Below are 21,205 nucleotides of genomic sequence, written 5' to 3' on the forward strand. Positions count from 1 at the left end.
CGGTCGGCGCAGGTCAAGCACCGATGTGAGGGCATCGTGCGCGCATCGGCCGCGATCGCCCGTCCGACGGGCCGCAAGCGGCTTCGGGCCGGTGGTCGCGGCGGCGGCCGACCGGCGTTCCCCGGGGGCGCTGCGCGGGCCAAAAGCGACGAAAAAACGGCGAAAAAAAGGGCACGGTCAGCGCGATGCGCCGCCGTGCCAGCATGGAGAATCCCGGATGGAGGGTGTGGCGGAGCCCGGCGGGCCCCGCCCGGATGACCGGCCCTCGGGTCAGAAGCGCGTGCGGATGCCCGACGTCAGTTCGAGCTGGTTCTTCGCGCCGAACGTCGACGACACCGTGTAGCCGCCATGCAGCTTCATGTAGTCGCCAGCCAGATACACCTCGGTGCGCTTGCTCAGGTGGTAGAACACGGACCCGTAGATCGTCTCCTTGAAGCCGTTGCCGACGCCGTTGGTCAGGCTGAACGCGCCGAGGTTCGCGTTCGGCGTGAAGCCGTCGGCGTTGTACGCGGCGTTCTTGATGCGCATCTGCTGATAGCCGAGCTCGTAGTCGAGCGGGCCCTTCGGCGCGATCTTCATCGACACGGTCCACGAATCGTCGTGGCGCTGGCCGAGCGCGCCCTGGTCGCCGTTGTAGCGGAAGTAGCCGGCATTCAGGCGCACGATGCTGAACGAGTAGTTGCCGCCGACCGAGAACGTCTGGTTCCTGAAGCCGTTGTGGTTCACGTGGTTGTAGAAGCCCGACACGGCGAACGGCCCGCCGTTGTAGCCGAGCGCGACCTGGTATGCGGAGCCGGTCGCGAACGAGGTCGAGTTGCTGAACTGGTAGCCGGCGCTCGCGAAGATGCCGTTGCTGAACAGCTTCTTCCACGCGACACCGTTGTTGTACCGCGTGCCGGTCGGGCCGGCCGCGTAGAAGATCATCTGCTTGAAGTTGTTCGAGTTGGTCCAGCCGCCTTCCTCGGTCGTCAGCTTCGCGGAGCCGTACGCGTCGCCGTAGATCGCCGATGCGTCGCGCGCGATCGTGTTCTGGAAGCCGGCCGTCAGCTTGCCGAAGCGCTCGTCCTCGACGCCGACCCATGCGTCACGGTCGAAGATCTGGCCTTCGTCTTCCATCTGGCCGTTCGCGACCACGAATTCGCTTTCGAGGCGGAAGATGATCTTCGTGCCGCCACCGATGTCCTCGGCGCCTTTCAGGCCCCAGCGGCTGCCGCTGAACCACGGCTCGCCTTCGTTGCCCATGCCGATCACATGGTTGCCGTTGGCGTCGGCGTGGGTCCGGTAGGTCGGAAAGCTCAGGTCCATCAGGCCGTAAAGCTGCACGCTCGACTGCGCCTGCGCCTGGGTGCCGGCGCACAGGCCTGCCGCCGCGATGGAAAGGGCAAGGGTTTTTCGTTTCAAGATCGTCTCCTCCGAGCTGCCGCATTGAAATCTGTTTGTTGGCAGTACGTAATGTATGCCGATTGTTGCCGACCACAGCGAGAGGGCCGACGCATAGCATCGTAGAGGGGGCAATCCTTCACGCCGCTTTCCCGGAGGAAAGAATCGGATCGGTGAAAACACCGAAATCGCAATAATCGGGAATCGGGCAAGCGGGCAGCCCGCGGGCTGCCAAAACAACATTACGTGCTGCGAATCGATGCCGCGGGCCGCGCCGTCAGTCCTGCGCGGTCTTCGCGCGCAGGATATAGCCGAGCCCGCGCAGCGTGATGATCTCGGCCGTGCTGAGCGCGAGATGCTTGCGCAGCCGGTGGATGTAGATGTCGATCGCATCCGCGCTCGGCTCGTCGTCGAGCGCGAATACGCTGTCCATCAGCCGCGCTTTCGATACCGTCTTGTTCTGTTGCAGCATCAGCGTTTCGAGAATCGCATGCTCGCGGCGGCGCAGCGCGAGCACCGTGTCGCCGCAGCGGAATTCACGCGTGCCGAACGCATAGACGAGATCGCCGCACACGAGCTGCGTCGTGCCGACGCCGGCCTGCCGGCGGATCAGCGCGCGGATCCGCGCGACCAGCTCGCGCGATTCGAACGGCTTGACCACGTAGTCGTCGGCGCCCGCGCCGAAGCAGTCGACCTTGTCGTCGACCGAGCCGTGCGCGGTCAGCATCAGCACCGGCACGTTGTCGTTGCGGCGCCGCAATCGCGCGAGCACCTCCTTGCCGCTGATGCCAGGCAGCCGCATGTCGAGCAGCACCGCGTCGTAGCGCTCCGTTTTCAGCACCGTATCCGCGCGCTCGCCGTCGCCGACGCAGTCGACCGCGAAATCCTCGCCGCGCAGCAGGTTCACGATCCAGTGCGCGAGTTCGGCGTTGTCTTCGACCAGCAGGAGTTTCATGGCAACTTCATCTCTTCAAGGAAACGTCGGGCCGCCCCAAGTTTCCCGCCCGGCAGGAAGTCCCCTTGGGGGATTGCCCCCTTCGGGGGCCTGGCGCGCAGCGACCGGTTTGGGCGCACTCTTCAATCGTACGCGGGCAGCCGCACGGTCACGACGATACCGCGATTGCCGGGGCCCGGCGCGAGCGACGCGCTGCCGCCGTGCGCCTGCGCGATCTCGCGGACGATCGCGAGGCCCAGGCCCGAGCCTTCGGTGTCGGCCGACACGCGGTAGAACCGCTTGAACACGTGCGGCCGTGCTTCGGCCGGAATGCCGGGGCCGTTGTCGACCACCTCCAGCACGACCGCGGCGCCGTCGCGCCGTGCCGCGACCGTCACGCAGCCGCCCGGCTGCGTATAGCGCACGGCGTTGTCGACGAGGTTCATCACCAGCGCGGTCAGCAGGCTGTCGCTGCCCGCGACGTCGAGCCGTTCCCCGAGATCGGCGCCGAGGTCGATGTCGCGCTGCTGCGCGAGCACGATCGTTTCCTCGAGCACGCTCGATACGACGGCGGCGAGATCGACGCGATGCGTGAGCAGCGTCGACGGCGTCGCTTCCGCGTGCGCGAGCAGCAGCAGCTTGTCGGTCACGTCGGCCATCTTGCGGCTGCTGCGCTGCATGCTGTCGAGCACCGACGCCAGCTCGCGATCGTCGTGGTCGCGCTGCTGCGCGTACTGGATCTGCGTGTCGAGCACCGCGATCGGCGTGCGCAGCTGGTGCGCGGCGTCGGCGATGAAGCGACGCTGCGTGGCCGTGTGCGTATTGAGCCGCGCGATGCACTGGTTGATCGCGTCGACGATCGGCCGCAGCTCGTGCTGCAGCCGCTCCGGGCGGATCGGCTCCAGTTCCATCGGCCCGCGGTCGGCGACGTCGTCCTTCAGCTTCATCAGCGGGCGCAGCTCGAGCGTGAGGCCGAGATAGACGAGCACGATCGCGAGCACCAGCATCAGCGACAGGCGCACGAGCTGCGGCCGCCAGATCGTCGCGACCATCGCGTCGTACGAGCGCGTCGTCTTCGCGACGATCACCGTGACCGTCTCGATCTGCCCCTCGTCGTACAGCTGGCGATCGTAGGCGGCCGCGCGCAGCCGCACGCCGTCGAGCGACGTGTCGTACAGCGTCGGCTCGACCCCGTGCCGCCCGGGCACCGCGAGCGCCGGGTTGCCCGCGAGCAGCCGGTCGTGACCGTCGATCACCTTTGTAGAACACCGAATCGCCCGACGGGCGATTCGAAGATCTCCAGCGCGGCCGGCGGCACGTCGGCCGCCGGCCGCCCGTTACGCCATTCGACGTCCTCGCCGATCGTGCGCGCGGACGCGACGAGCGCGCTGTCCTGCACGAGCCCGGCCGTGCGCCGCGCGGTGTCGTACGACATCGCGCCCGCGATCAGCACGAAAGCCGCGAGCGGCAGCAGCAGCCACCACAAGAGCCGCCCGCGCAGGCTGTGCGCCATTCCGTCTCCTCAATGCCGAACCGCGCCGGGGCAACCGGCGCGGTTCGGGCGTGTCATTCGATGATGCGTGCGTTGCTCAGAACGCGGCGGGGCGCCACTTGAGCAAGCGCTTCTCGAGCCAGGTCAGCAGGTAGTCGGCGGCCAGCGCGACCACGGCCAGCACGATCATCGCCGCGAACACGCCGCTCGCGTTGAACGCGCCCTGGGCGGTGGAGATTAGCAGGCCGATGCCCTGCTTGGAACCCAGGAATTCGCCGACGACCGCACCGACCAACGCGAAGCCGAAGCTCACGTGCAGGCTCGCGAGAATCCAGCTGAGCGCGGACGGAATCACGACCGACGTGGTGATCTGCCGGCGCGACGCGCCGAGGATCTGCGCATTCGCGATCAGGTAGCGGTCGGCTTCGCGCACGCCCTGGAACGCGTTGCCGAACACGACGAAGAACACCATCACGACGGCCAGCGCGATCTTCGACGCCATGCCGAGGCCGAGCGCGATCACGAAAATCGAGCCGAGCACGACGCGCGGGATCGAGTTCGCGATCTGGATATAGAGGCCGAACACGTCGGACATCAGCTTGTTGCGGCCGAGCACGATCCCGCAGAGCACGCCGGCGACCGAGCCGATCAGGAAGCCGATCGTGGTTTCCTCGAGCGTCACCCAGACCTGCGTAAGCAGCGGCCCCTGCGACGTGCCGTTGATGAACCAGTCCTGGAGCTGCGCGAAGATCAGCGTCGGCTGAGAGAAGAAGAACGGATCGATCCACTTCAGGCGTGCGGCCAGTTCCCAGCCGCCCAGCACGACGACGAGCACGGCGATCCGCAGGCCGATGATCAGTTGCCGGCGGCGGCGCAGCCGGGTTTGAGCGGCACGCGACTCGTCCTCGAGCGACGGTGCCGGAATGGCGGTGGGGGGAAGCGTCATGTCGGTCATGCTCCTGTCCTATCCTGTCCTTGCTGCTGTCAGCCGATCTGCACTTCTTCGCGCAGGTCGTGCCAGATGTCCTTGGAAATTTCGATGAAGCGCGTGTCGTAGCGAATCTCAGACGTGACGCGCGGGCGCGGCAGGTCGATCTCGTACACGCGCTTGAGCGTCGCGGGGCGCGCGGTCAGCACGAACACGCGGTCGGCGAGCGCGATCGCCTCCTCGAGATCGTGCGTGACGAACACGACCGAGCCCTTGTTCGCGGACCACAGCTGCAGCAGCTCGTCCTGCATCAGCGTGCGCGTCTGCATGTCGAGCGCGGAGAACGGCTCATCCATCAGCAGGATTTCCGGCTGGTTGATGAAGGTCTGCGCGAGCGCGACGCGCTTCCGCATCCCGCCGGACAGCTGGTGCGGGTAGTGTTTCGTGAACTTGTCGAGGCCGACCTTGCGGATCCATTCCTCGGCCTGCGCGTAGGCGACGTCCTTCGAGCGGCCGCGAAACAGCGGGCCTGCCGCGACGTTGTCGATCACGTTGCGCCACGGGAACACCGCGTCGGCCTGGAACACGAAGCCGATGCGCGGATCGATCCCGTCGACCGGGCGGCCCATCACGCGCACCTCGCCGGAAGCCGGCTTCAACAGCCCGGTGATCAGGTTCAGCGTGGTCGACTTGCCGCAGCCAGTCGGCCCGACGATCGCGATGAACTCGCCGCGCGCGACGCTCATGCTGAAGTCGCGCAGCGCGACGGTGGCCTTGCCTTCCGGCGAGATGAAGCGGCACGACACATTGCGAAACTCGATCGCCGGTGTGCTCGGAGAAACTGCCTGGGTCATCGCATTCGTCCTGCGGGTGATGAGGGCGCCGCATCGTGGCGGCGCCGGGCCGGTCAGCCGGGCCGGAACGGGGAATGCGCGGCGGCGGGATCGCCGCCGCCGGCGCCGAGATCGATTACTTCGCGTTCACGAAATCGTTGGTGTAGGTGCGCGCCAGGTCGATGTGCTTGCCCTTCACCGACGGGTTGAACGCCGACAGCACCTTCAGCACGGTCGCCGGGCCGTCGGCCGGCATCTTCGCGTCGGCGGTGTACATCGGCAGTGATGCCTTCAGCGCGGACACGTACAGCGCCTTGTCCTTCTGGTAGTCGGCCGGCATCTTCGCGGCGATCTCCTCGGCGCTGTGCGTGTGGATGAACTGCATCGTCTTCGCGAACGCGTGCGCGAGCTTGGTGGCTTCGGCCTTGTGCGAATCGGCCCACGCCGACTGCACGTACAGGCTCGCCGCCGGATAGGTGCCGCCGAGCGCGGCGCGCGTGCCTTCCAGCGTGCGCAGGTCGACCAGGACCTTCGCGTCGCCCATCTTCTCGAGCGCGGACACCGTCGGCTCGGTCGTCATCCCGGCGTCGATGCGGCCTTGTTTGATCGCGGCGATGAAGCTCGCGTCGGCGCCGACCGGCAGCATCGTGTACTGCGTCGACGGCACGCCGTGCTGCAGCGCGAGATATTGCGTGAGGAAGCTCGTCGACGAGCCGAGGCCGGTCACGCCGAGCGTCTTGCCCTTCGCGTCGGCCATCGACTTGAAGGTGGGTGCCGCCTTCGTCGACACCATCTCGACCTCGCCCGGCACCTGGCCGAACACGGCGATCGCCTTCACGTCCTTGCCCTTGCTCTGCAGGTCGATCGTGTGGTCGTAGAAGCCGACGACGCCCTGCACGGCGCCCGCCAGCAGCTCGTTCTCGGCGTCGACGCCGGCCGGCTGCGACAGCAGCTCGACGTCGAGCCCTTCGGCCTTGAAGTTGCCGAGCTCCTGCGTGAGCCGCGCGGGCAGGTAGATCAGCTTCGCGATCCCGCCGACCATGATCGTGATCTTGCCGCCGTCGTCGGCGAAAGCGGGGTGAGCGGCGAGCGCGCAGCTCAGGCTGGCTGCCACGGCGAGGGTGCGCAGGATGGGTCGCATCGGGGTCGTCTCCTTCGTTGTATTCGTATGGCGCGATGCTTGCTGCATCGTCCTGACGAGTATAGGGAGGCGAAACCTTCCGGTACCTTTCGCGGGCGGGCGATTCCTTTAGGGGTTTTCCAGCAATCGGCGGCTCAAGCGACCTGGCGCCACCCGATCAACACCCGCCCCATCGCATCCAGCCCCATGTCGAACAGATGCGACACGAACGGCACGAGGTTCGGGATCATCAGTTGCACGAGCAACAGCCCGACCAGCATCGTGACCGGAAAGCCGATCTGGAAGATGCCGATCTGCGGCGCCGCGCGGTTCAGGATCCCGAGCGCGAGGTTCGCGATCAGCAGCGCCGCGACGACCGGCAGCGCGAGCAGCAGCCCCATCTCGAACACGGTCGCGCCGAACGCGGCCAGCGTGCGCCAGCCGGGCGCGTGCAGCAGGTCGGCCGACACCGGCAGCGTCTGGAACGACGCGGCCAGCGCCGCGAACACCTGCAGGTGGCCGTCCACCGCGAGAAACGCGAGCATCGCGATCGCATTCAGGAAGCGGCCCATCGCCGGCGTCGCGCCGTTCGAATGCGGGTCGAAGAAGGTCGCGAAACCGAGCCCCATCGACAGGCCGATGAAGTCGCCGGCCGCCTCGACGGCCGCGAACACGATCTGCATCGTGAAGCCCATCGCGGCGCCGATCAGGAACTGCGTGACGACGATCCAGATGCCCTGCGCGGAGAACACAGTGACGCCCGGCATCGCGCCGAGCGTCGGCGCGACGACCAGCGCCAGGAACGCGGCGATGCCGATCTTCACGCGCACCGGCACGGCCGCATGGCCGACCACGGGTGCCGTCGCGACGAGCGCGAGCATCCGCACGAACGGCCACAGGAAGGCCGTCAGCCAGCCGTTTAGCTGCGCGTAGGTAACCGAGAACATCGGCGGGGAACGAAAGCCTGGCGCGCCGCTCAGCCGGCGCCGAGCGTCGCGACGTGCAGCAGCGTCTGCCGCAGGTAGTCGAGCATCGTCGTCAGCATCCACGGGCCGGCGATCACGAGCGTCGCGGCCACCGCGAGCAGCTTCGGGATGAACGACAGCGTCGATTCGTTGATCTGCGTCGCGGCCTGGAACAGGCTCACGACGAGGCCGACCGCGAGCGCGACCAGCAACAGCGGGGCGGCCAGCAGCAGGCCGACCATCATCGCCTGGTGCGCCAGCGTCATCACCTGTTCGGGTGTCATCGTGCGCGTCCTCCGCTTACGTGAAGCTCTGCGCGAGCGAGCCGATCAGCAGCTGCCAGCCGTCGACCAGCACGAACAGCATCAGCTTGAACGGCAGCGACACGGTGGACGGCGACACCATCATCATCCCCATCGACATCAGCACGCTCGCGACGACCATGTCGATGATCAGGAACGGGATGAAGATCGTGAAGCCGATCTGGAAGCCGGTCTTCAGCTCGCTCGTGACGAACGCGGGCACCAGCAGCGACAGCGGCACGTCTTCCGGGCCCTGCATCGGCGCGGCCTTCGAGATCTTCGCGAACAGCGCGAGATCGGTCTCGCGGGTCTGCTTTAGCATGAAGGTCTTGAACGGCGCGACGCCGCGCTGCACGGCCTGCTCCATCGGCATCGAGCCGTCGGAAAACGGCTTGTAGCCGTCGGCGTACGCGCGGTCGAGCACCGGCGACATCACGAAGAAGGTGAGGAACATCGCGAGGCCGACCAGCACCTGGTTCGGCGGCGTCGTCGCGGTGCCGAGCGCCTGGCGCAGCAGCGACAGCACGATGATGATGCGCGTGAAGCTCGTCATCATCAGCAGCATCGCCGGCAGGAACGACAGCATCGTGAGCAGCAGCATCGTCTGCACGCTCAGCGAATAGGTGGTGCCGCCGTTCGGGCCCGGGCTCGTGTTGAACGCGGGCAGGCCGGCCGCCTGCGCGCACGCGAGCGCCGGGGCGACGCAGAGGATCAGCACGGGCGCGAAGCGCGCCGCGCGACGCAGGAATTCGTGTTTCATCGGAATGCGAGTACGGAAAGAGGGCGCGACGCCATGTCAGCGGTCCTTGCCGCGTCCGAAGCGCTTCGCGGCTTCGCCCGCGAGCGCGTCGCGAAACCGCGCGCCGAACGTGCCGGGCTGGCCGCCGCCGGATGCGGGGCCGCCGGCAGGTGCCTCGACCGTCGTGGTGGCCGCCGCCGAGCCGGCCGGCAGCGTATGCAGCAGCCGCACGTTGCCCGGCGCGACGCCGAGCACGAGCCAGGTGTCGCCGATCTCGACGATCGTCGCGCTTTCCTTCGCGCCGAGCGCGACGCTCGACACGACCTTCAGCGGGCCGCCGCGCCGCGCGGGCTGGAACCCGAAGCGGCGCGCGAGCCACGCGCAGCCGAACACGAGGCCGATCACGACCGCGAGCCCGACGAGCGTCTGCAGCACCGCGCCGACGCCGAGCGACGGCACGGCCGAGCCGACCGTCACGCTCGATGCGATGGCGCCGGCGTTGTTCACCGCGTTCATGTCGGCGGCGCCGGCCGGCGCGCACGCAAGCGACGCGGCAGCCGCCGCCGCGATCGCGAACAGGCGCGCGTGCCGGCCGGACGTCACGACCTTCATCGATTCAGCTTCCGGATCCGTTCGGCCGGCGTGATGATGTCGGTCAGCCGGATGCCGAACTTGTCGTTGACCACCACGACCTCGCCCTGCGCGATCAGGCAGCCGTTCACGAGCACGTCCATCGGCTCGCCGGCGAGGCCGTCGAGCTCGACGACCGACCCCTGCGCGAGCTGCAGCAGGTTGCGGATCGCGATCTTCGTGCGGCCGAGCTCCACGGTCATCTTGACCGGGATGTCGAGAATCATCTCGATGTCGTTGTGCGTCGAGCTGGCCGCGGCCTTCGACAGCGGCTGGAACACGCCGGCGCCGGTCGCGCCCGCCTGCACCGGCTGCTGGTTCTGCTCGGCGAGCGCGGCGGCCCAGTCGTCCATGCCCGAATCCTCTTCCGCTGCGGCGGGTGCCGCCTGCACGGCCGCGGCCGATTCCGCGAGGGCCGCGTCGGCGAGTGCCTGCGGGTCGAGTTCGGTCGTCGGGTTCAACTCACTCATATCCACCTTCCTTCATCGTGTCGCCCGCGCTGATCATCTTCTGTACGCGCAACGCATATTGACCATTGAAAATGCCGTAGCCGCATTCCATCACCGGCACGCCGTCGACCTTCGCGATGATCGTGTCGTCGATCTCCAGCGGCAGCACGTCGCCCGCGCGCAGGTTCAGGATCTTCTCGAACGTCGACGGGATCTCGGCGAGATCCGCGCTCAGCTCGACCTCGGCCGACTGCACCTGCTGCGACAGCACGCGCACCCAGCGGCGGTCGACTTCGAGCGCCTCGCCCTGGATCGGCGATGCGAGCACGTCGCGGATCGGCTCGACCATCGAGTACGGCATGCAGATGTGCAGCGTGCCGCCCGTCGGCCCGAACTCGATCGAGAACTGCGTGACGATCACGATCTCGTTCGGCGTCGCGACGTTCGCGAACTGCGTGTGCATCTCCGAGCGCACGAATTCGAACTGCAGCGGCCGCACGCTCTTCCACGCGGTCGTGTAGTGCTCGAACACGAGATTCAGCAGCTTGCCGATGATCCGCTGCTCGGTGGCCGTGAAGTCGCGGCCCTCGACGCGCGTGTGGAAACGCCCGTCGCCGCCGAACAGGTTGTCGACGACGAAGAACACGAGGTTCGGGTCGAACACGAACAGCGACGTGCCGCGCAGCGGCTTCACGTGCACCAGGTTCAGGTTCGTCGGGATCGGCAGGTTGCGGGTGAATTCGCTGTACTTCAGCACCTTCACCTGGCTCACGGAGATTTCCGCCGTGCGCCGCATGAAGTTGAAGATGCCGATCCGCAAGAGGCGCGCGAAGCGGTCGTTGATGATCTCGAGGCCGGGCATCCGGCCGCGGACGATCCGCTCCTGCGTCGCGATGTTGTAGGGGCGGACGCCCGACGTATCGCGCTGCTCGTCGATTGCGTCGGTTTCGCCCGTGACGCCCTTGAGGAGGGCATCGACCTCCTCCTGGGACATGAACTCCTGGTGGCCCATGCGCGCTCCTTTTCCGGCCGCGTTACTGGACGACGAATTCGGTGAACAGCACGTCGTCGACCTTCGCGCGCTGGTTGCCCGGCTGCGTCGGCTGTTCGATCAGCTCGCGCAGCTCCTTCGCGAGCGAACGCTTGCCGTCCGGCGTCGCGAGATCCTCGGGATGCTTGTTCGACAGCGCGAGCAGGATCCGGCTGCGGATCTCCGGCATGCGCGCGGTCAGCTGCTCCTGCGCCTTCGGGTCGGTGAGCTTCAGCGACAGGCCGACGCGCAGGTAGTGCTGCACGCCGTCCTCCGACTGCAGGTTGACGGTGAGCGGGTCGAGCGGGAAGAACACCGGCGCGGCCAGCGGCGCCGGTTCGGCGGGCGCGCTCGCATGGCCGACGCCGGCCTTGCTCAGGAACACGTACATGCCGCCCGCGGCGGCGGCCGCTGCGCCCAGCGCGATGACGGCGATGAGCGCGATGCGCTTGAACTTGCCGGACGAGGCCGGCTTGTCGGCAGTCGGGTTTGCGGTCGTGGAGGCCATGTGAATGCGTGCGTGATGTCTCGTAGCATGCATTGTTCGGCATCCGGGCCGAGCCCGATGGGCGGAAAAGAGGGGGGAATTGCGGCTATCTCAGCCGATTGTCGGCCGGGTGTCGGCTCGATGCAGGGTACGAGCGGCGGGAAAACGGCGTCTGCGAGCGGTGAGGCAGGCGACCGGCGGGCATCCGGGCCTTCGGGCGGGAAGGGCGGGCGGCGGCACCCGCCCGCGCATCGTCAGATCGGCAGCAGCGACAGCAGCGGCGCGATCAGCACCATCGCCACGCCCGCGATCATCATCGTGAGGCTCGACACGACGCCTTCCTCGCTGCCGATCTCGCGCGCCTTCGCCGTGCCCACGCCGTGGGCGGCCGCGCCGAACAGCGCGCCGCGCGCGAGCCGCGTGCGCATCGGCACCAGCGCGAGCACGATCTCGCCGAGCAGCATCCCGCAGATGCCGGTCGCGATCACGAACAGCGCGGTGAGATCCTTCGGCGCATGGATCTTGTCGGACACGGCGAGCGCGAACGGGGTCGACACCGAGCGCGTCATCAGCGAGCGCTGCAGCTCGGGCGACAGGTGCAGCAGCTTCGCGAGCAGCAGCGATCCGCACACGCCGGCACCGATCCCGACCGCGACGCCGACCGACAGCGACAGCCAGTGGCGGCGGATCAGGTCGCGATACTCGTAGATCGGCACCGCGAACGCGATCGTCGCCGGGCCGAGCAGCCACATCAGCCAGCGCGTGTCGCGGAAGTAGACCGAATACGGGATGCCGGTCAGCACGACGAGCAGCGCCAGCACGCCCGGCACGAACACGAGCGGCGAGAACAGCAGCGTCTTCCTGTATGCGTAGAGCCGCTTCGACACGAAATACAGGACGACCGTCAGCACGAAGCAGCCGACGGAGATCGCGGTATTCACGCGGTCGGCGGACAGGTTCGACAGCAGCGCAAGCATCGCAGGCCCCGGCTCAGTGGGCCGACGCGGTCGCGAGGCGCGCACGGCGGCGCTCGGCGAACACGCGCTGCGCGGCGAGCCGGCGCTCGAGCTTCGCGGCGAGGTCGACCGCCACCGCCACCGCGACCATCACGAACGCGGTGCCGGCGAGCATGACCAGCGCGATGCGCCAGCCGTCCTCGCGGAACAGCCCGCCATACTGGACGGCCGCGACAGCGGCCGGCACGAAGAACAGCAGCATGTCGGACAGGAGCCAGTTCGCGCCGTCCTTCACCCACGCGGGCGCGACGCGGCCCGAGAACAGCAGCGCGAGCAGCACCGCGAGGCCGACGACGCCGGACGGCACCGGCAGCCCGACCGCGCGCACGGCCCAGTCGACCGCCATCCACAGCACGCCGAGCGCGGTGGCCTGCAGCACGATCCGGCCCGTACGCGCAACGTTGCCCGCGGCGGCGGGGCGGGCGGCGGCAGTGGCGGTCGGCTTGGTCATGGCGGGCTCCATACAGATATTGCGTTGATGGTGTGAGTATAGGGTTTCCCCTAACCATAAATAAAATGACTTGTCTCTATCCTTGTCATTCCAATTCGGAATTCAGCTTGGTTCGTTGCACCAACTTGGGGAGTCATCGATGGAATTGCGCGCGCTGCGGTACTTCGTCGAGGTGGTCCGTCAGCAGAGCTTCACGGCGGCCGCCGACCGGTTGTTCGTCACGCAGCCGACCATCAGCAAGATGGTGAAGGCGCTCGAGGACGAGATCGGCTCGCCGCTGTTGCTGCGCGACGGCCGGCAGATGGTGCTGACCGACGCGGGGCGGATCGTGTTCCAGCGCGGCCAGGACGTGCTCGCCGCGCAGGCGCAGCTGCAGTCGGAGCTGAAGGATCTGGGCACGCTCGGGCGCGGCGAGCTGACGATCGGCATTCCGCCGCTCGGCGGGTCGCTGTTCACGCCGATCATCGCCGCGTACAAGCAGCGTTATCCGAACATCGAGCTGAAGCTGTTCGAGCAGGGCGCGCGGATGATCGAGGCCGCGCTGATGTCGGGCGAGCTCGAGCTCGGCGGGCTGCTGGAGCCGGTCGATCCGGCCACGTTCGAGCGACTGCCGATGGTGCGCGCGCCGCTGTGGCTGGTCGCGCCGCGCGAGTCGCGCTGGGAGGATCACACGGCCGTGCCGCTCGCCGATCTGGCGCGCGAGTCGTTCGTGTTCTACGCGGAAAGCCTCGCGCTGCACGACGCGGTGCTCGACGCGTGCCGGCAGGCCGGCTTCACGCCGTCGATCGTGAGCCGCAGCGGTCATTGGGATTTCATGGCCGCGCTGGTGCACGCGGGGGTCGGCATCGCGCTGTTGCCGGAGCCGTACTGCCGGCGGCTCGATGCGCGGCAGTTCACGTGCCGGCCGATCGTCGAGCCGGAGATCACCTGGGCGATCGCGCTCGGCTGGCTGAAGAAGGGTTACCTGTCGCACGCGGCGCGGGCGTGGCTCGACGTCGCGCGGGCGACGCTGCCGATCGCGTCGGGCGACGATCTGGCCTTCGGCGGGTTGCGGGCGCGGGAGTGAGGCGCGCGGCGCGGGCAGAATTCAGACGTGCTGAATCGGGCCCGCGTACCGCGCAACGGTGTGGTCGTGCGTGAGCAGCGATACACCTTCCGAAATTGCCTGCGCGATCAACAGCCGATCGAACGGATCGCGATGGACCGCCGGCAACTGCTCGACGCAGAGAACGTGCGCACTCGTGATCGGCAATTCCACGTAGCCGACATCGAGCAGGTTGCGACGGAGCAGATGGGGATCGACCTGGAAATCGTCCCGATCCAGTCTGCGCTTGATTACGATTTCCCAGAGACTCACGACACTGAAAAGCAGGGTATGAGCCGGATCCTGAATGATCGACCGGGCGCTGCTCGGTAGTTCCGCAGCGTCGGCCGCCGCCCAAACGAGCAGACGGGTGTCGAGCAGGACTTTCACGCGTCGCCCTCGAACAGCCTCCGAATGGCCTCGTCACCCATCGTGTCGAAATCGTCGGGAACCTGAATCTGTCCCTTCATGAAGCCGATCCGAGCCGGTGGAACGGCTTCAGGCGCATTGATCGGCACCACCTTGACGAGCGGCTTGCCGGCTTTCGCGATCACGAACGGTTCGCCCGCGTGGACGGCTTCGTCAATCAAACGCGATAGATTCGTCTTCGCGTCATGCATGTTGTAGGTCTGCATTACCTCATCCCATGTGAACTAAGTTCAGTAATTTACTTAGCTTAGTCCGAACGGAAGGGGCTTGCAAGACGAACAAGGTGCAGCGAAAACGGTCCAGCCTCCGCGTTCAATGCCCCATCGCCGGCCCCGCGCCTTTCCTCGGCTTCGTGATCCACACGAGCGCCGCGAGCGCGATGAACACGCCCGCCGACAGATGGAAGAAGTCGTTGGTCGCCATCATGAAGCCCTGCTGCGTGACGAGCTGGTTGAGCTGCGCGTTGGCCGTCTGCCCGACGATCCCGAGCTGCGCGAGCGCGCCCTGGTAGTCGGTCGTGTTCTGCGCGTAGATGCTCACCGATTCCGACAGCCGCGCGTGGTGATAGATCGCATCGTTCTCCCAGAACGTCGAGCTGGCCGCGGTGCCGATCGCGCCCGACAGCGTGCGCAGGAAGTTCGACAGCCCGGACGCGCTCGCGAGCCGCTCGTCGGAGATGCTCGACAGCGTGATCGTCGTCATCGGCACGAAGAAGCAGGCGACGCCGATCCCCTGCACGAGCCGCGGCAGGATCACGTGGTTGAACGGCACGTCGAGCGTGAACGTCGAATTCCAGACCGATACACCCGCGAACACGATGAACGCGAAGCTCGCGACCATCCGCAGGTCGAGCCGGTGCATGTTGCGCCCGATCAGCGGCGACAGCACCAGCGCGAGCAGCCCGACCGGCGCGGTCGCGAGGCCGGCCTTGCCGGCCGTGTAGCCCATCACCGTCTGCAGCCACAGCGGGAAGATCACGACCGAGCCGAAGAACGCCATGAAGCCGAACGAGATGATCAGCGCGCCGAGCGCGAAGTTGCGGTCCTTGAACAGCGACAGGTCGACCACCGGTTCCTTCTCGGTCGCCTCCCACACGAGCATGAACGCGAGCGACACGACCGCGATCAGCGCGAGCGCGACGATGAAGCTCGAGTTGAACCAGTCGCGGTCCTTGCCGAGGTCCAGCATCATCTGCAGGCACGACACGCCGATCACGAGCAGCGCGAGGCCGATCGCGTCGATCCGCTGCTTCGTCGTCTTCGTCTCGCGGCCGCGCAGCAGGAAGTATGCGCAGGCCGCGGAGAAGATGCCGATCGGCAGGTTGATGTAGAAGATCCACGGCCACGTGTAGTTGTCGCTGATCCAGCCGCCCAGCAACGGGCCGAAGATCGGCGCGACGATCACCGTCATCGCCCATAACCCGAGCGCGAGCCCGCGCTTCGCGGGCGGATAGCTGCGCATCAGGATCGTCTGCGACAGCGGCACCATCGGCCCGGACACGAGGCCCTGCAGCAGCCGGAACGCGATCAGCGTCTCGAAGTTCTCCGCGAGGCCGCACAGCGCCGACGCGATCGTGAACGCGAGCACCGACAGCGTGAACAGGCGCACCTCGCCGACCCGCCGTGCGAGCCAGCCGGTCAGCGGCACCGCGATCGCGGACGCGACCGAATACGACGAGATCACCCACGTGCCTTCGCTCGTCGCGACGCCGAGGCTGCCCGAGATGGTCGGCACCGCGACGTTCGCGATCGACGTGTCGAGCACTTCCATGAAGGTGCCGAGCGCGAGCCCGACGGTAAGGAGCGCGAGCGCGCCGCCGGTGAGCGGCGCGGGTTGGGCGGCAGGTGGCGCGGCGGATGCCGTGGTGGCGGACATCGGAATCTCCTAGACGCGGCACGCGCAGCGCGCCGGCACAACACACGGGCGCACCCTATCGCGCGGCCCGGACGGGTGGAACGGGGGGGAGAGATGGAGCACGTGCCTCGTCATCTTCTGCCCAGACAGAGAAATAAGCGAATGCTTAACCTAGACATCGGGCCTCCCGCGCTCAGCAATCCGGTTCGTCGGGCTTCGGGCAGCCGGCATCGCCGGGCCCGTTGGCGATGAACCGCTGCAGCAGGCCGGTGAGCAGCGCGAGTTCGTCGGCCGAGAAACCGGCGAGCTGCGCGTTCAACGCGGTCGCGATCAGCGACGGCAGCGCGCGGGCCGCGTCGGCGCCGCGCTCGGTCAGCGTCAGCTCGATCACGCGGCGGTCCTGTTCGCTGCGCGAGCGCGCGATCAGGCCCTTGCGCTCGAGGCGGTCGAGCATCCGGGTCATCGAACCGCTGTCGTACGACATCTTGCGCGACAGCTCGAACGGCGTGCGCGCATAACCGCGCGACAGCAGCAGGATCACGCCGATCTGCTGCGCGGTGAGGTCGTACGGCTCGAGTGCGCGGTCCATTCTCTCGACGAGCGCCTGCCGGGCCTTGGTCAGGTAATAACCGAGGCTCGTTTCCAGTGCAATGGTGTCGGGATCGTAGAGGCCGCCGTTCATGCGAATTGCGCGCGCAGCAACAGTGCGTTTCAGGTCAAAACGCGCCCAGTATCTTGAAAAATGATTGCTTAGTCAATATTATTTCAGGCAACCAGTTACGACGTGCATGCCGCACTGCCGGAGACGATGTTCTGACCGCTCAGCCCGCGCTGCCGGGCACCCGAGGATGTTCGCAATGCTGTTCCTGAAAAATGCCGCCGGCGCGCTGCGCCGCAACCTGACCGATACCGCTCATCATGTGTTCTCCGGGCCGCACCGCGGCTGGAAGATCGCGCTGTACGTGACGATGCTGGTGGTGCCGGGCGGGTCGCTCGCGGCGCTCGGGTTTGCCTGGTTCGATCACCGCCGGCAGCGCAACGCGAAGGGCGCCGCCCGCCGCACGAGCCGGCCGGCGGCCACGGAGCCGTCGACATGGCGGTCCGCTGCCGATCCCGTCCCGGTGCCCGCGCGCTGCCACTGACACCGCTCGCTCCCGTCATCCCGACCGAATGCCGGCCGCACCCCGCGGCCCGGCTTCGTCTGCGCCGCATTCGTCGCCTGCCTCGAGCGCAAGCGATCCGTAATGACCGGTAAACCGGCCGGCCGCGCCGGTAACACATTCGTGTCGCCGCGCACCGTACCCTTAGGGCTGCGCGGCTTTCCCGCCGTCAGTTACCATTTGTCCGCCAGCGGCACGACGACCGCATCGCGCGACGCCGCTCGCCGGCCGCAGCATCCCGACAGGAAAACCACCATGCCGTACGCTCCCCTCCCGCGCGCCATTCGCCCGCTGAGCGCCGCCGTCGCCGTCGCCGTCGCCGTCGCGACGGCCGTGCTGCTCGCCGGCTGCGCCGTCGGGCCCGACTATCACCGGCCCGACACGTCGATCCCCGCCGCCTTCAAGGAAGCGCCGGCCGGCTGGAAAGTCGCGCAGCCCGCCGACCGCGCCGACCGCGGTCCGTGGTGGAGCGTCTACAACGACCCGCAGCTCGACGCGCTGGTCGGCAAGCTCAACGCATCGAACCAGACCATCGCGCAATCGGCCGCCGCGTACCGGCAGGCCCGCGCGCTCGTCGCCGAAGCGCGTGCCGCGTACTTCCCGACCGTCGGGCTGACCGCCTCGGGCTCGCGCTCCCGGACGGGGCGTACGTCGTCTTCGTCGAGCTTCGGCAGCAGTTCGTCGATCAGCAACAGCTACAGCGTCGGCCTCGACGCGAGCTGGGAACCCGACCTGTGGGGCAAGGTGAGCCGCACCGTCAGTGCGCAGCGCGCCGGCGAAGCGGCCGCCGCGGCCGATCTCGCGAACGCGCGGCTCTCGCAGCAGGCGCTGCTCGCGCAGACCTACTTCCAGCTGCGCACGTCCGACGCGCTGCAGAAGCTGCTCGACGACACCGTGAAGTCGTACGGCGAATCGCTGAAGCTCACGCAGAACCAGTACGCGCAGGGCGTCGCCGCGCGCGCGGACGTGATCCAGGCGCAGACGCAGCTGCAGAGCGCGCAGGCCGCGTCGATCGACAACGGCGTCGCGCGCGCGCAGTACGAGCATGCGATCGCGACACTGATCGGCGAACCGGCATCGACGTTCTCGCTGGCGCCGAACCCGCTCGCGGCGGAGCCGCCGATCACGCCGGTCGACGTGCCGTCCGCGCTGCTCGAGCGCCGGCCCGACATCGCGGCGGCCGAGCGCCGCGCGGCGGCCGCGAACGAGCAGATCGGCGTCGCGATCGCCGCGTTCTTCCCGACGCTCACCCTGTCGGCCACCGGCGGCTTCCAGAGCTCGGTGTGGTCGCAACTGTTTACGCTGCCGGCGCGGTTCTGGACGGTCGGCCCGCAGCTCGCGGCGACGCTGTTCGACGCCGGCCTGCGCGCCGCGCAAACGGATGCCGCGCGCGCGACCTACGACCAGGACGTCGCCGCGTACCGCCTCGCGGTGCTCACCGCGTTCCAGGACGTCGAGGACAACCTCGCGTCGCAGCGCATCCTCGCGCAGGAAGTCGACGTGCAGCGGCAGGCCGTCGACAGCGCCCAGCATGCGCTCGCGATCGTCACGAACCAGTACAAGGCCGGCACGGTCGCCTACCTGAACGTGCTGACCGCGCAGACCACCGCGTTCACCGCGCAGCAGAAGCTCGCGACGATCGCCGGCCAGCGAATGGTGTCGTCGATCGGGCTCGTGAAGGCGCTCGGCGGCGGCTGGGATGCGTCGGACCTCGCGCGCGAAACGGGTGACATGGCGGCACCGGCGCCGGCATCCGGTGCGGCGGCGCCGGCCGCGACCGCGCCGTCGGCCGCCGTGCCGCTCGCGCAGAAGTAAGACGGAAAGGAGAGGGTGGCGCGCGTCAGCGCGTCGCGTCGCCGAAGATCAGCGACACTTCGTTGTTGCCGATCGGATGGCCGAGCAGGTTCAGCAGCCCCGCGAGGTTCGCCTGCTGCTCGGGCGCCGCATGCGCGGTGCCGCGAAACGAACCCTGGCCGGGGCCGAAGCTGCCGTGTCCGTCGAGGAACAGCGGGCCCTGCGTCGTCGACAGGTCGAGATCGGCGCCCGAGCCCTTCGCCTGCAGCACTGCGCGATACGACCCGAGCGGCTTCACGCGCGACACGCGCGAACTCATCGAATCGATCGTCACCGTCAGCTGGCCGAACGCGCTGTTGCCGATCATCCGCCAGTCGGTCCAGCCGAGCCGCACGTCGCCCTGCAGGTCGAGCGTGTTGAACGGCGTGCCGAGCCCGGCAAGCAGCGACGCGGGCACGGCCATCGTGCCCGCCGACAGCACGGCGCCGCGCCACGTCGCGTCGAGCGTGACGGCGTCGGGCATCGCCTCGGTCTGCCGCATGCGCATCCGCACGCGCCCGGTCAGGAGCGGCCAGAAGCCCGTGGTCCATTCGACCCGCCCCGGCAGCAGCGTTGCCGCGCTCTGGTCCGCGCCCGGTGCGAGCATCAGCGTGCCCGACCCGTGCCACAGCGATCCGTCCGGATCGACGAGGTTCACGTGGCCGCCGCTCGCGCGCGCGAACTGCGGCGCGATCCACGCGGCCGGCGCGAGCGCGACGAGCGTCAGCGCCGTCGCGAACCCACCCGCCACCACCCACGGCAATGCGGCGACGAGCCGCCTGATCCCTGGCCTCATCGGCCGACCGTCGCTGGTTTCATCCACTGCGTCATTTCTGCGTCGAGGGTTGCATCACGGCCGTCAGGTCGACCTGGCCGTCTTCCTTCAGTCCGGTCACGTGCGCTTCGCCGACCTGCACCTTGAACTGCCGGCGCGCGTCGTCGAGCCACTGCGTCCACACCGGAAACGAGGCGTTCTTCATCTGGATCTGCACGCCGTTGCCGACGACCTGCACCTGCGCGCCCTGCAGCCCGTGATCGGACAGCGACGCGGTGAGCGCGTCCTTCAGCGCAAGACCGGTCGGCGCGACGCCTTGCGCGGCGGCCGTCAACGACTTCGCCTCGTTGGCCTGCGCGGTCATCTGCGCGAGTTCCTGGCGCATCGTCGGCAGCGCGCGCCGGATCCGCGCGCGGCCTTCCTCCGCGGGCGACCACAGTACCGAATACGCGATCGCGACGGCCAGCACGGCGCCGCCCCAGCCGAGCAGCGTCCGCTCGCGCGGCGTGCGCTCGCCCCAGAACTGGGCCAGCGCCTGGGTCAGTTGTTCCGTCTTCATGAGCGGCTCCGGATCGTCCATTTGCCGGTGCTGCTGTCGACTTCGCCGGTTAGCCCGTTGCGCGCGAGACGCTGCGGGAAATCGGGGTCGACCTTGACCTCCGGCTTGAAGCCGACGTCGAGCCGCCGGTCGTGATAATCGAGCGACGCGATACCGTTCAGCGGCAGCGCGCCCATCGAACGCGACAGCCCGCTCGACAGCGCGAGGAAATCGTTCGGCGACAGCTCGCCCGCCGCGAGGCGCAGCTGGTCGAGCTGACGCTGCATCTGCGCGGGCGGATCGAGCACCGTCGTCGTCTTCGGGAAGGCCGACAGCAGCGTCTCGGTGATCTGCGCGGACAGCGCGTCGCGCTCGCGCGACAGCTTCCACCAGTGCAGGTTCATCCCGATCACCGCGACGCCGAGCGTGGCCGCGGCGAGTGCGATCGGCACACGCAGGCGCTTCAGCGTCGCGCGGTCGAAGCGCCACGGCTGCGATTCGAACTCGAACTGGCACAGATCGAAGCGCTCGGTCAGCGCACGCCGCGCGAACGCGTCGAACGGCAGCGGCTGCGCGCCCGGCAGCAGCGGGCCGTCGGCGCGTCCGACCGACGCGAGGCGCGGCTCCGCGCCCGGTTCGCCGAGTTCGTACAGTTCGACGTCGCCGCCGCCCGCGAGCGCGGCGAGCGTGCCGGCCGCGCGCGACGCGGGCGCCGCGAACCCTTCGCCGAGCGCGCCGCGCGCGACCGCAAATTCGAGACGCGGCGCACCGGCCGC

24 protein-coding genes and 1 pseudogene are annotated in these 21,205 nt (G+C 68.2%); 3 read left to right on the top strand and 22 right to left on the bottom strand.

From position 1 onward, the window contains the following. Positions 1–270: 270 nt before the first annotated feature. The 15 genes and pseudogenes from PL79_RS10435 to PL79_RS10505 form a co-directional block, all read right to left on the bottom strand. Positions 271–1,401: a porin gene (locus PL79_RS10435; protein ID WP_044845184.1), complete on the bottom strand. Its 1,131-nt coding sequence runs from the start codon at positions 1,399–1,401 to the stop codon at positions 271–273. Positions 1,402–1,657: 256 nt separating this feature from the next. Then, positions 1,658–2,335, bottom strand: a complete 678-nt coding sequence (locus tag PL79_RS10440) for a response regulator (RefSeq protein ID WP_044845185.1) — start codon at positions 2,333–2,335, stop codon at positions 1,658–1,660. A 122-nt stretch (positions 2,336–2,457) separates the two neighbouring features. Then, positions 2,458–3,827 (bottom strand): annotated as a pseudogene (locus tag PL79_RS36860) (sensor histidine kinase). Positions 3,828–3,903: 76 nt separating this feature from the next. After that, positions 3,904–4,761, bottom strand: a complete 858-nt coding sequence (locus PL79_RS10450) for an ABC transporter permease (protein WP_135801030.1) — start codon at positions 4,759–4,761, stop codon at positions 3,904–3,906. 29 nt (positions 4,762–4,790) lie between these two features. After that, positions 4,791–5,588, bottom strand: coding sequence for an ABC transporter ATP-binding protein (locus PL79_RS10455; RefSeq protein WP_044845187.1), 798 nt, complete (start codon positions 5,586–5,588; stop codon positions 4,791–4,793). Between the two features lie 115 nt (positions 5,589–5,703). Beyond that, positions 5,704–6,708 (bottom strand): ABC transporter substrate-binding protein, encoded by a 1,005-nt coding sequence (locus PL79_RS10460; protein WP_044845245.1) that lies wholly within the window; start codon positions 6,706–6,708, stop codon positions 5,704–5,706. A 134-nt stretch (positions 6,709–6,842) separates the two neighbouring features. Then, positions 6,843–7,634 carry a flagellar biosynthetic protein FliR gene (gene fliR / locus PL79_RS10465; RefSeq protein WP_044845188.1) on the bottom strand — a complete coding sequence of 264 codons (792 nt, stop codon included), beginning with the start codon at positions 7,632–7,634 and terminating at the stop codon, positions 6,843–6,845. A gap of 29 nt (positions 7,635–7,663) precedes the next feature. Further along, entirely contained in the window at positions 7,664–7,936 is a 273-nt protein-coding gene (gene fliQ, locus PL79_RS10470; RefSeq protein ID WP_006750427.1) for a flagellar biosynthesis protein FliQ, read from the bottom strand. 16 nt (positions 7,937–7,952) lie between these two features. After that, positions 7,953–8,714 carry a flagellar type III secretion system pore protein FliP gene (gene fliP / locus PL79_RS10475; protein ID WP_044845189.1) on the bottom strand — a complete coding sequence of 254 codons (762 nt, stop codon included), beginning with the start codon at positions 8,712–8,714 and terminating at the stop codon, positions 7,953–7,955. A 36-nt stretch (positions 8,715–8,750) separates the two neighbouring features. Continuing rightward, on the bottom strand, positions 8,751–9,305 hold the full coding sequence (fliO, locus tag PL79_RS10480) for a flagellar biosynthetic protein FliO (RefSeq protein WP_044845190.1): 555 nt from the start codon (positions 9,303–9,305) through the stop codon (positions 8,751–8,753). Next, complete coding sequence (gene fliN / locus PL79_RS10485; protein WP_044845191.1) at positions 9,302–9,793, bottom strand: flagellar motor switch protein FliN; 492 nt, start codon at positions 9,791–9,793, stop codon at positions 9,302–9,304. The genes fliO and fliN overlap by 4 nt, the downstream gene beginning before the upstream one ends. Then, positions 9,786–10,784, bottom strand: a complete 999-nt coding sequence (fliM, locus tag PL79_RS10490; protein WP_044845192.1) for a flagellar motor switch protein FliM — start codon at positions 10,782–10,784, stop codon at positions 9,786–9,788. Before fliM ends, fliN begins: the two co-directional genes overlap by 8 nt. Positions 10,785–10,806: 22 nt before the next feature. Beyond that, on the bottom strand, positions 10,807–11,343 hold the full coding sequence (gene fliL / locus PL79_RS10495; protein WP_044845193.1) for a flagellar basal body-associated protein FliL: 537 nt from the start codon (positions 11,341–11,343) through the stop codon (positions 10,807–10,809). A 200-nt stretch (positions 11,344–11,543) separates the two neighbouring features. Beyond that, positions 11,544–12,266: an LrgB family protein gene (locus PL79_RS10500; protein ID WP_044845194.1), complete on the bottom strand. Its 723-nt coding sequence runs from the start codon at positions 12,264–12,266 to the stop codon at positions 11,544–11,546. A gap of 13 nt (positions 12,267–12,279) precedes the next feature. Then, on the bottom strand, positions 12,280–12,756 hold the full coding sequence (locus tag PL79_RS10505; protein WP_044845195.1) for a CidA/LrgA family protein: 477 nt from the start codon (positions 12,754–12,756) through the stop codon (positions 12,280–12,282). A gap of 139 nt (positions 12,757–12,895) precedes the next feature. On the opposite strand from PL79_RS10505, the gene PL79_RS10510 reads away from it, so the two are divergent. Beyond that, positions 12,896–13,822 (top strand): LysR family transcriptional regulator, encoded by a 927-nt coding sequence (locus PL79_RS10510; RefSeq protein ID WP_044845196.1) that lies wholly within the window; start codon positions 12,896–12,898, stop codon positions 13,820–13,822. 21 nt (positions 13,823–13,843) lie between these two features. Here PL79_RS10510 and PL79_RS10515 read toward each other — a convergent pair whose 3' ends face one another. From PL79_RS10515 to PL79_RS10530, 4 genes are all read right to left on the bottom strand, one after another. Continuing rightward, positions 13,844–14,230, bottom strand: coding sequence for a type II toxin-antitoxin system VapC family toxin (locus PL79_RS10515; protein WP_044845197.1), 387 nt, complete (start codon positions 14,228–14,230; stop codon positions 13,844–13,846). Further along, on the bottom strand, positions 14,227–14,475 hold the full coding sequence (locus PL79_RS10520; RefSeq protein ID WP_044845198.1) for a type II toxin-antitoxin system Phd/YefM family antitoxin: 249 nt from the start codon (positions 14,473–14,475) through the stop codon (positions 14,227–14,229). Before PL79_RS10520 ends, PL79_RS10515 begins: the two co-directional genes overlap by 4 nt. Before the next feature lie 106 nt (positions 14,476–14,581). Continuing rightward, a complete protein-coding gene (locus PL79_RS10525; RefSeq protein WP_044845199.1) occupies positions 14,582–16,144 on the bottom strand; it encodes a DHA2 family efflux MFS transporter permease subunit in 1,563 nt (520 codons plus the stop codon). 172 nt (positions 16,145–16,316) lie between these two features. Further along, entirely contained in the window at positions 16,317–16,805 is a 489-nt protein-coding gene (locus PL79_RS10530; RefSeq protein ID WP_044845200.1) for a MarR family winged helix-turn-helix transcriptional regulator, read from the bottom strand. Positions 16,806–16,980: 175 nt separating this feature from the next. On the opposite strand from PL79_RS10530, the gene PL79_RS10535 reads away from it, so the two are divergent. Together PL79_RS10535 and PL79_RS10540 are read left to right on the top strand one after the other, a co-directional pair. Next, a complete protein-coding gene (locus PL79_RS10535) occupies positions 16,981–17,265 on the top strand; it encodes a multidrug ABC transporter ATPase (RefSeq protein ID WP_082088525.1) in 285 nt (94 codons plus the stop codon). Positions 17,266–17,538: 273 nt separating this feature from the next. Further along, positions 17,539–19,098 (top strand): efflux transporter outer membrane subunit, encoded by a 1,560-nt coding sequence (locus PL79_RS10540; RefSeq protein ID WP_044845202.1) that lies wholly within the window; start codon positions 17,539–17,541, stop codon positions 19,096–19,098. 25 nt (positions 19,099–19,123) lie between these two features. Here the strand turns inward: PL79_RS10540 and PL79_RS10545 are convergent, their stop codons facing one another. The 3 genes from PL79_RS10545 to gspL form a co-directional block, all read right to left on the bottom strand. After that, the gene (locus PL79_RS10545; RefSeq protein WP_044845203.1) at positions 19,124–19,912 is read right to left on the bottom strand and encodes a type II secretion system protein N; all 789 of its coding nucleotides are present in this window, start codon (positions 19,910–19,912) and stop codon (positions 19,124–19,126) included. Positions 19,913–19,943: 31 nt separating this feature from the next. Further along, a complete protein-coding gene (gene gspM, locus PL79_RS10550; RefSeq protein ID WP_044845246.1) occupies positions 19,944–20,450 on the bottom strand; it encodes a type II secretion system protein GspM in 507 nt (168 codons plus the stop codon). After that, on the bottom strand, positions 20,447–21,205 hold a 759-nt coding region (gene gspL / locus PL79_RS10555), incomplete at its 5' end, for a type II secretion system protein GspL (RefSeq protein ID WP_135801031.1). The genes gspL and gspM, both read right to left, overlap by 4 nt.

Source organism: Burkholderia sp. USMB20 (genome assembly GCF_000949135.2).
In the GTDB taxonomy this organism is placed as follows: domain Bacteria; phylum Pseudomonadota; class Gammaproteobacteria; order Burkholderiales; family Burkholderiaceae; genus Burkholderia.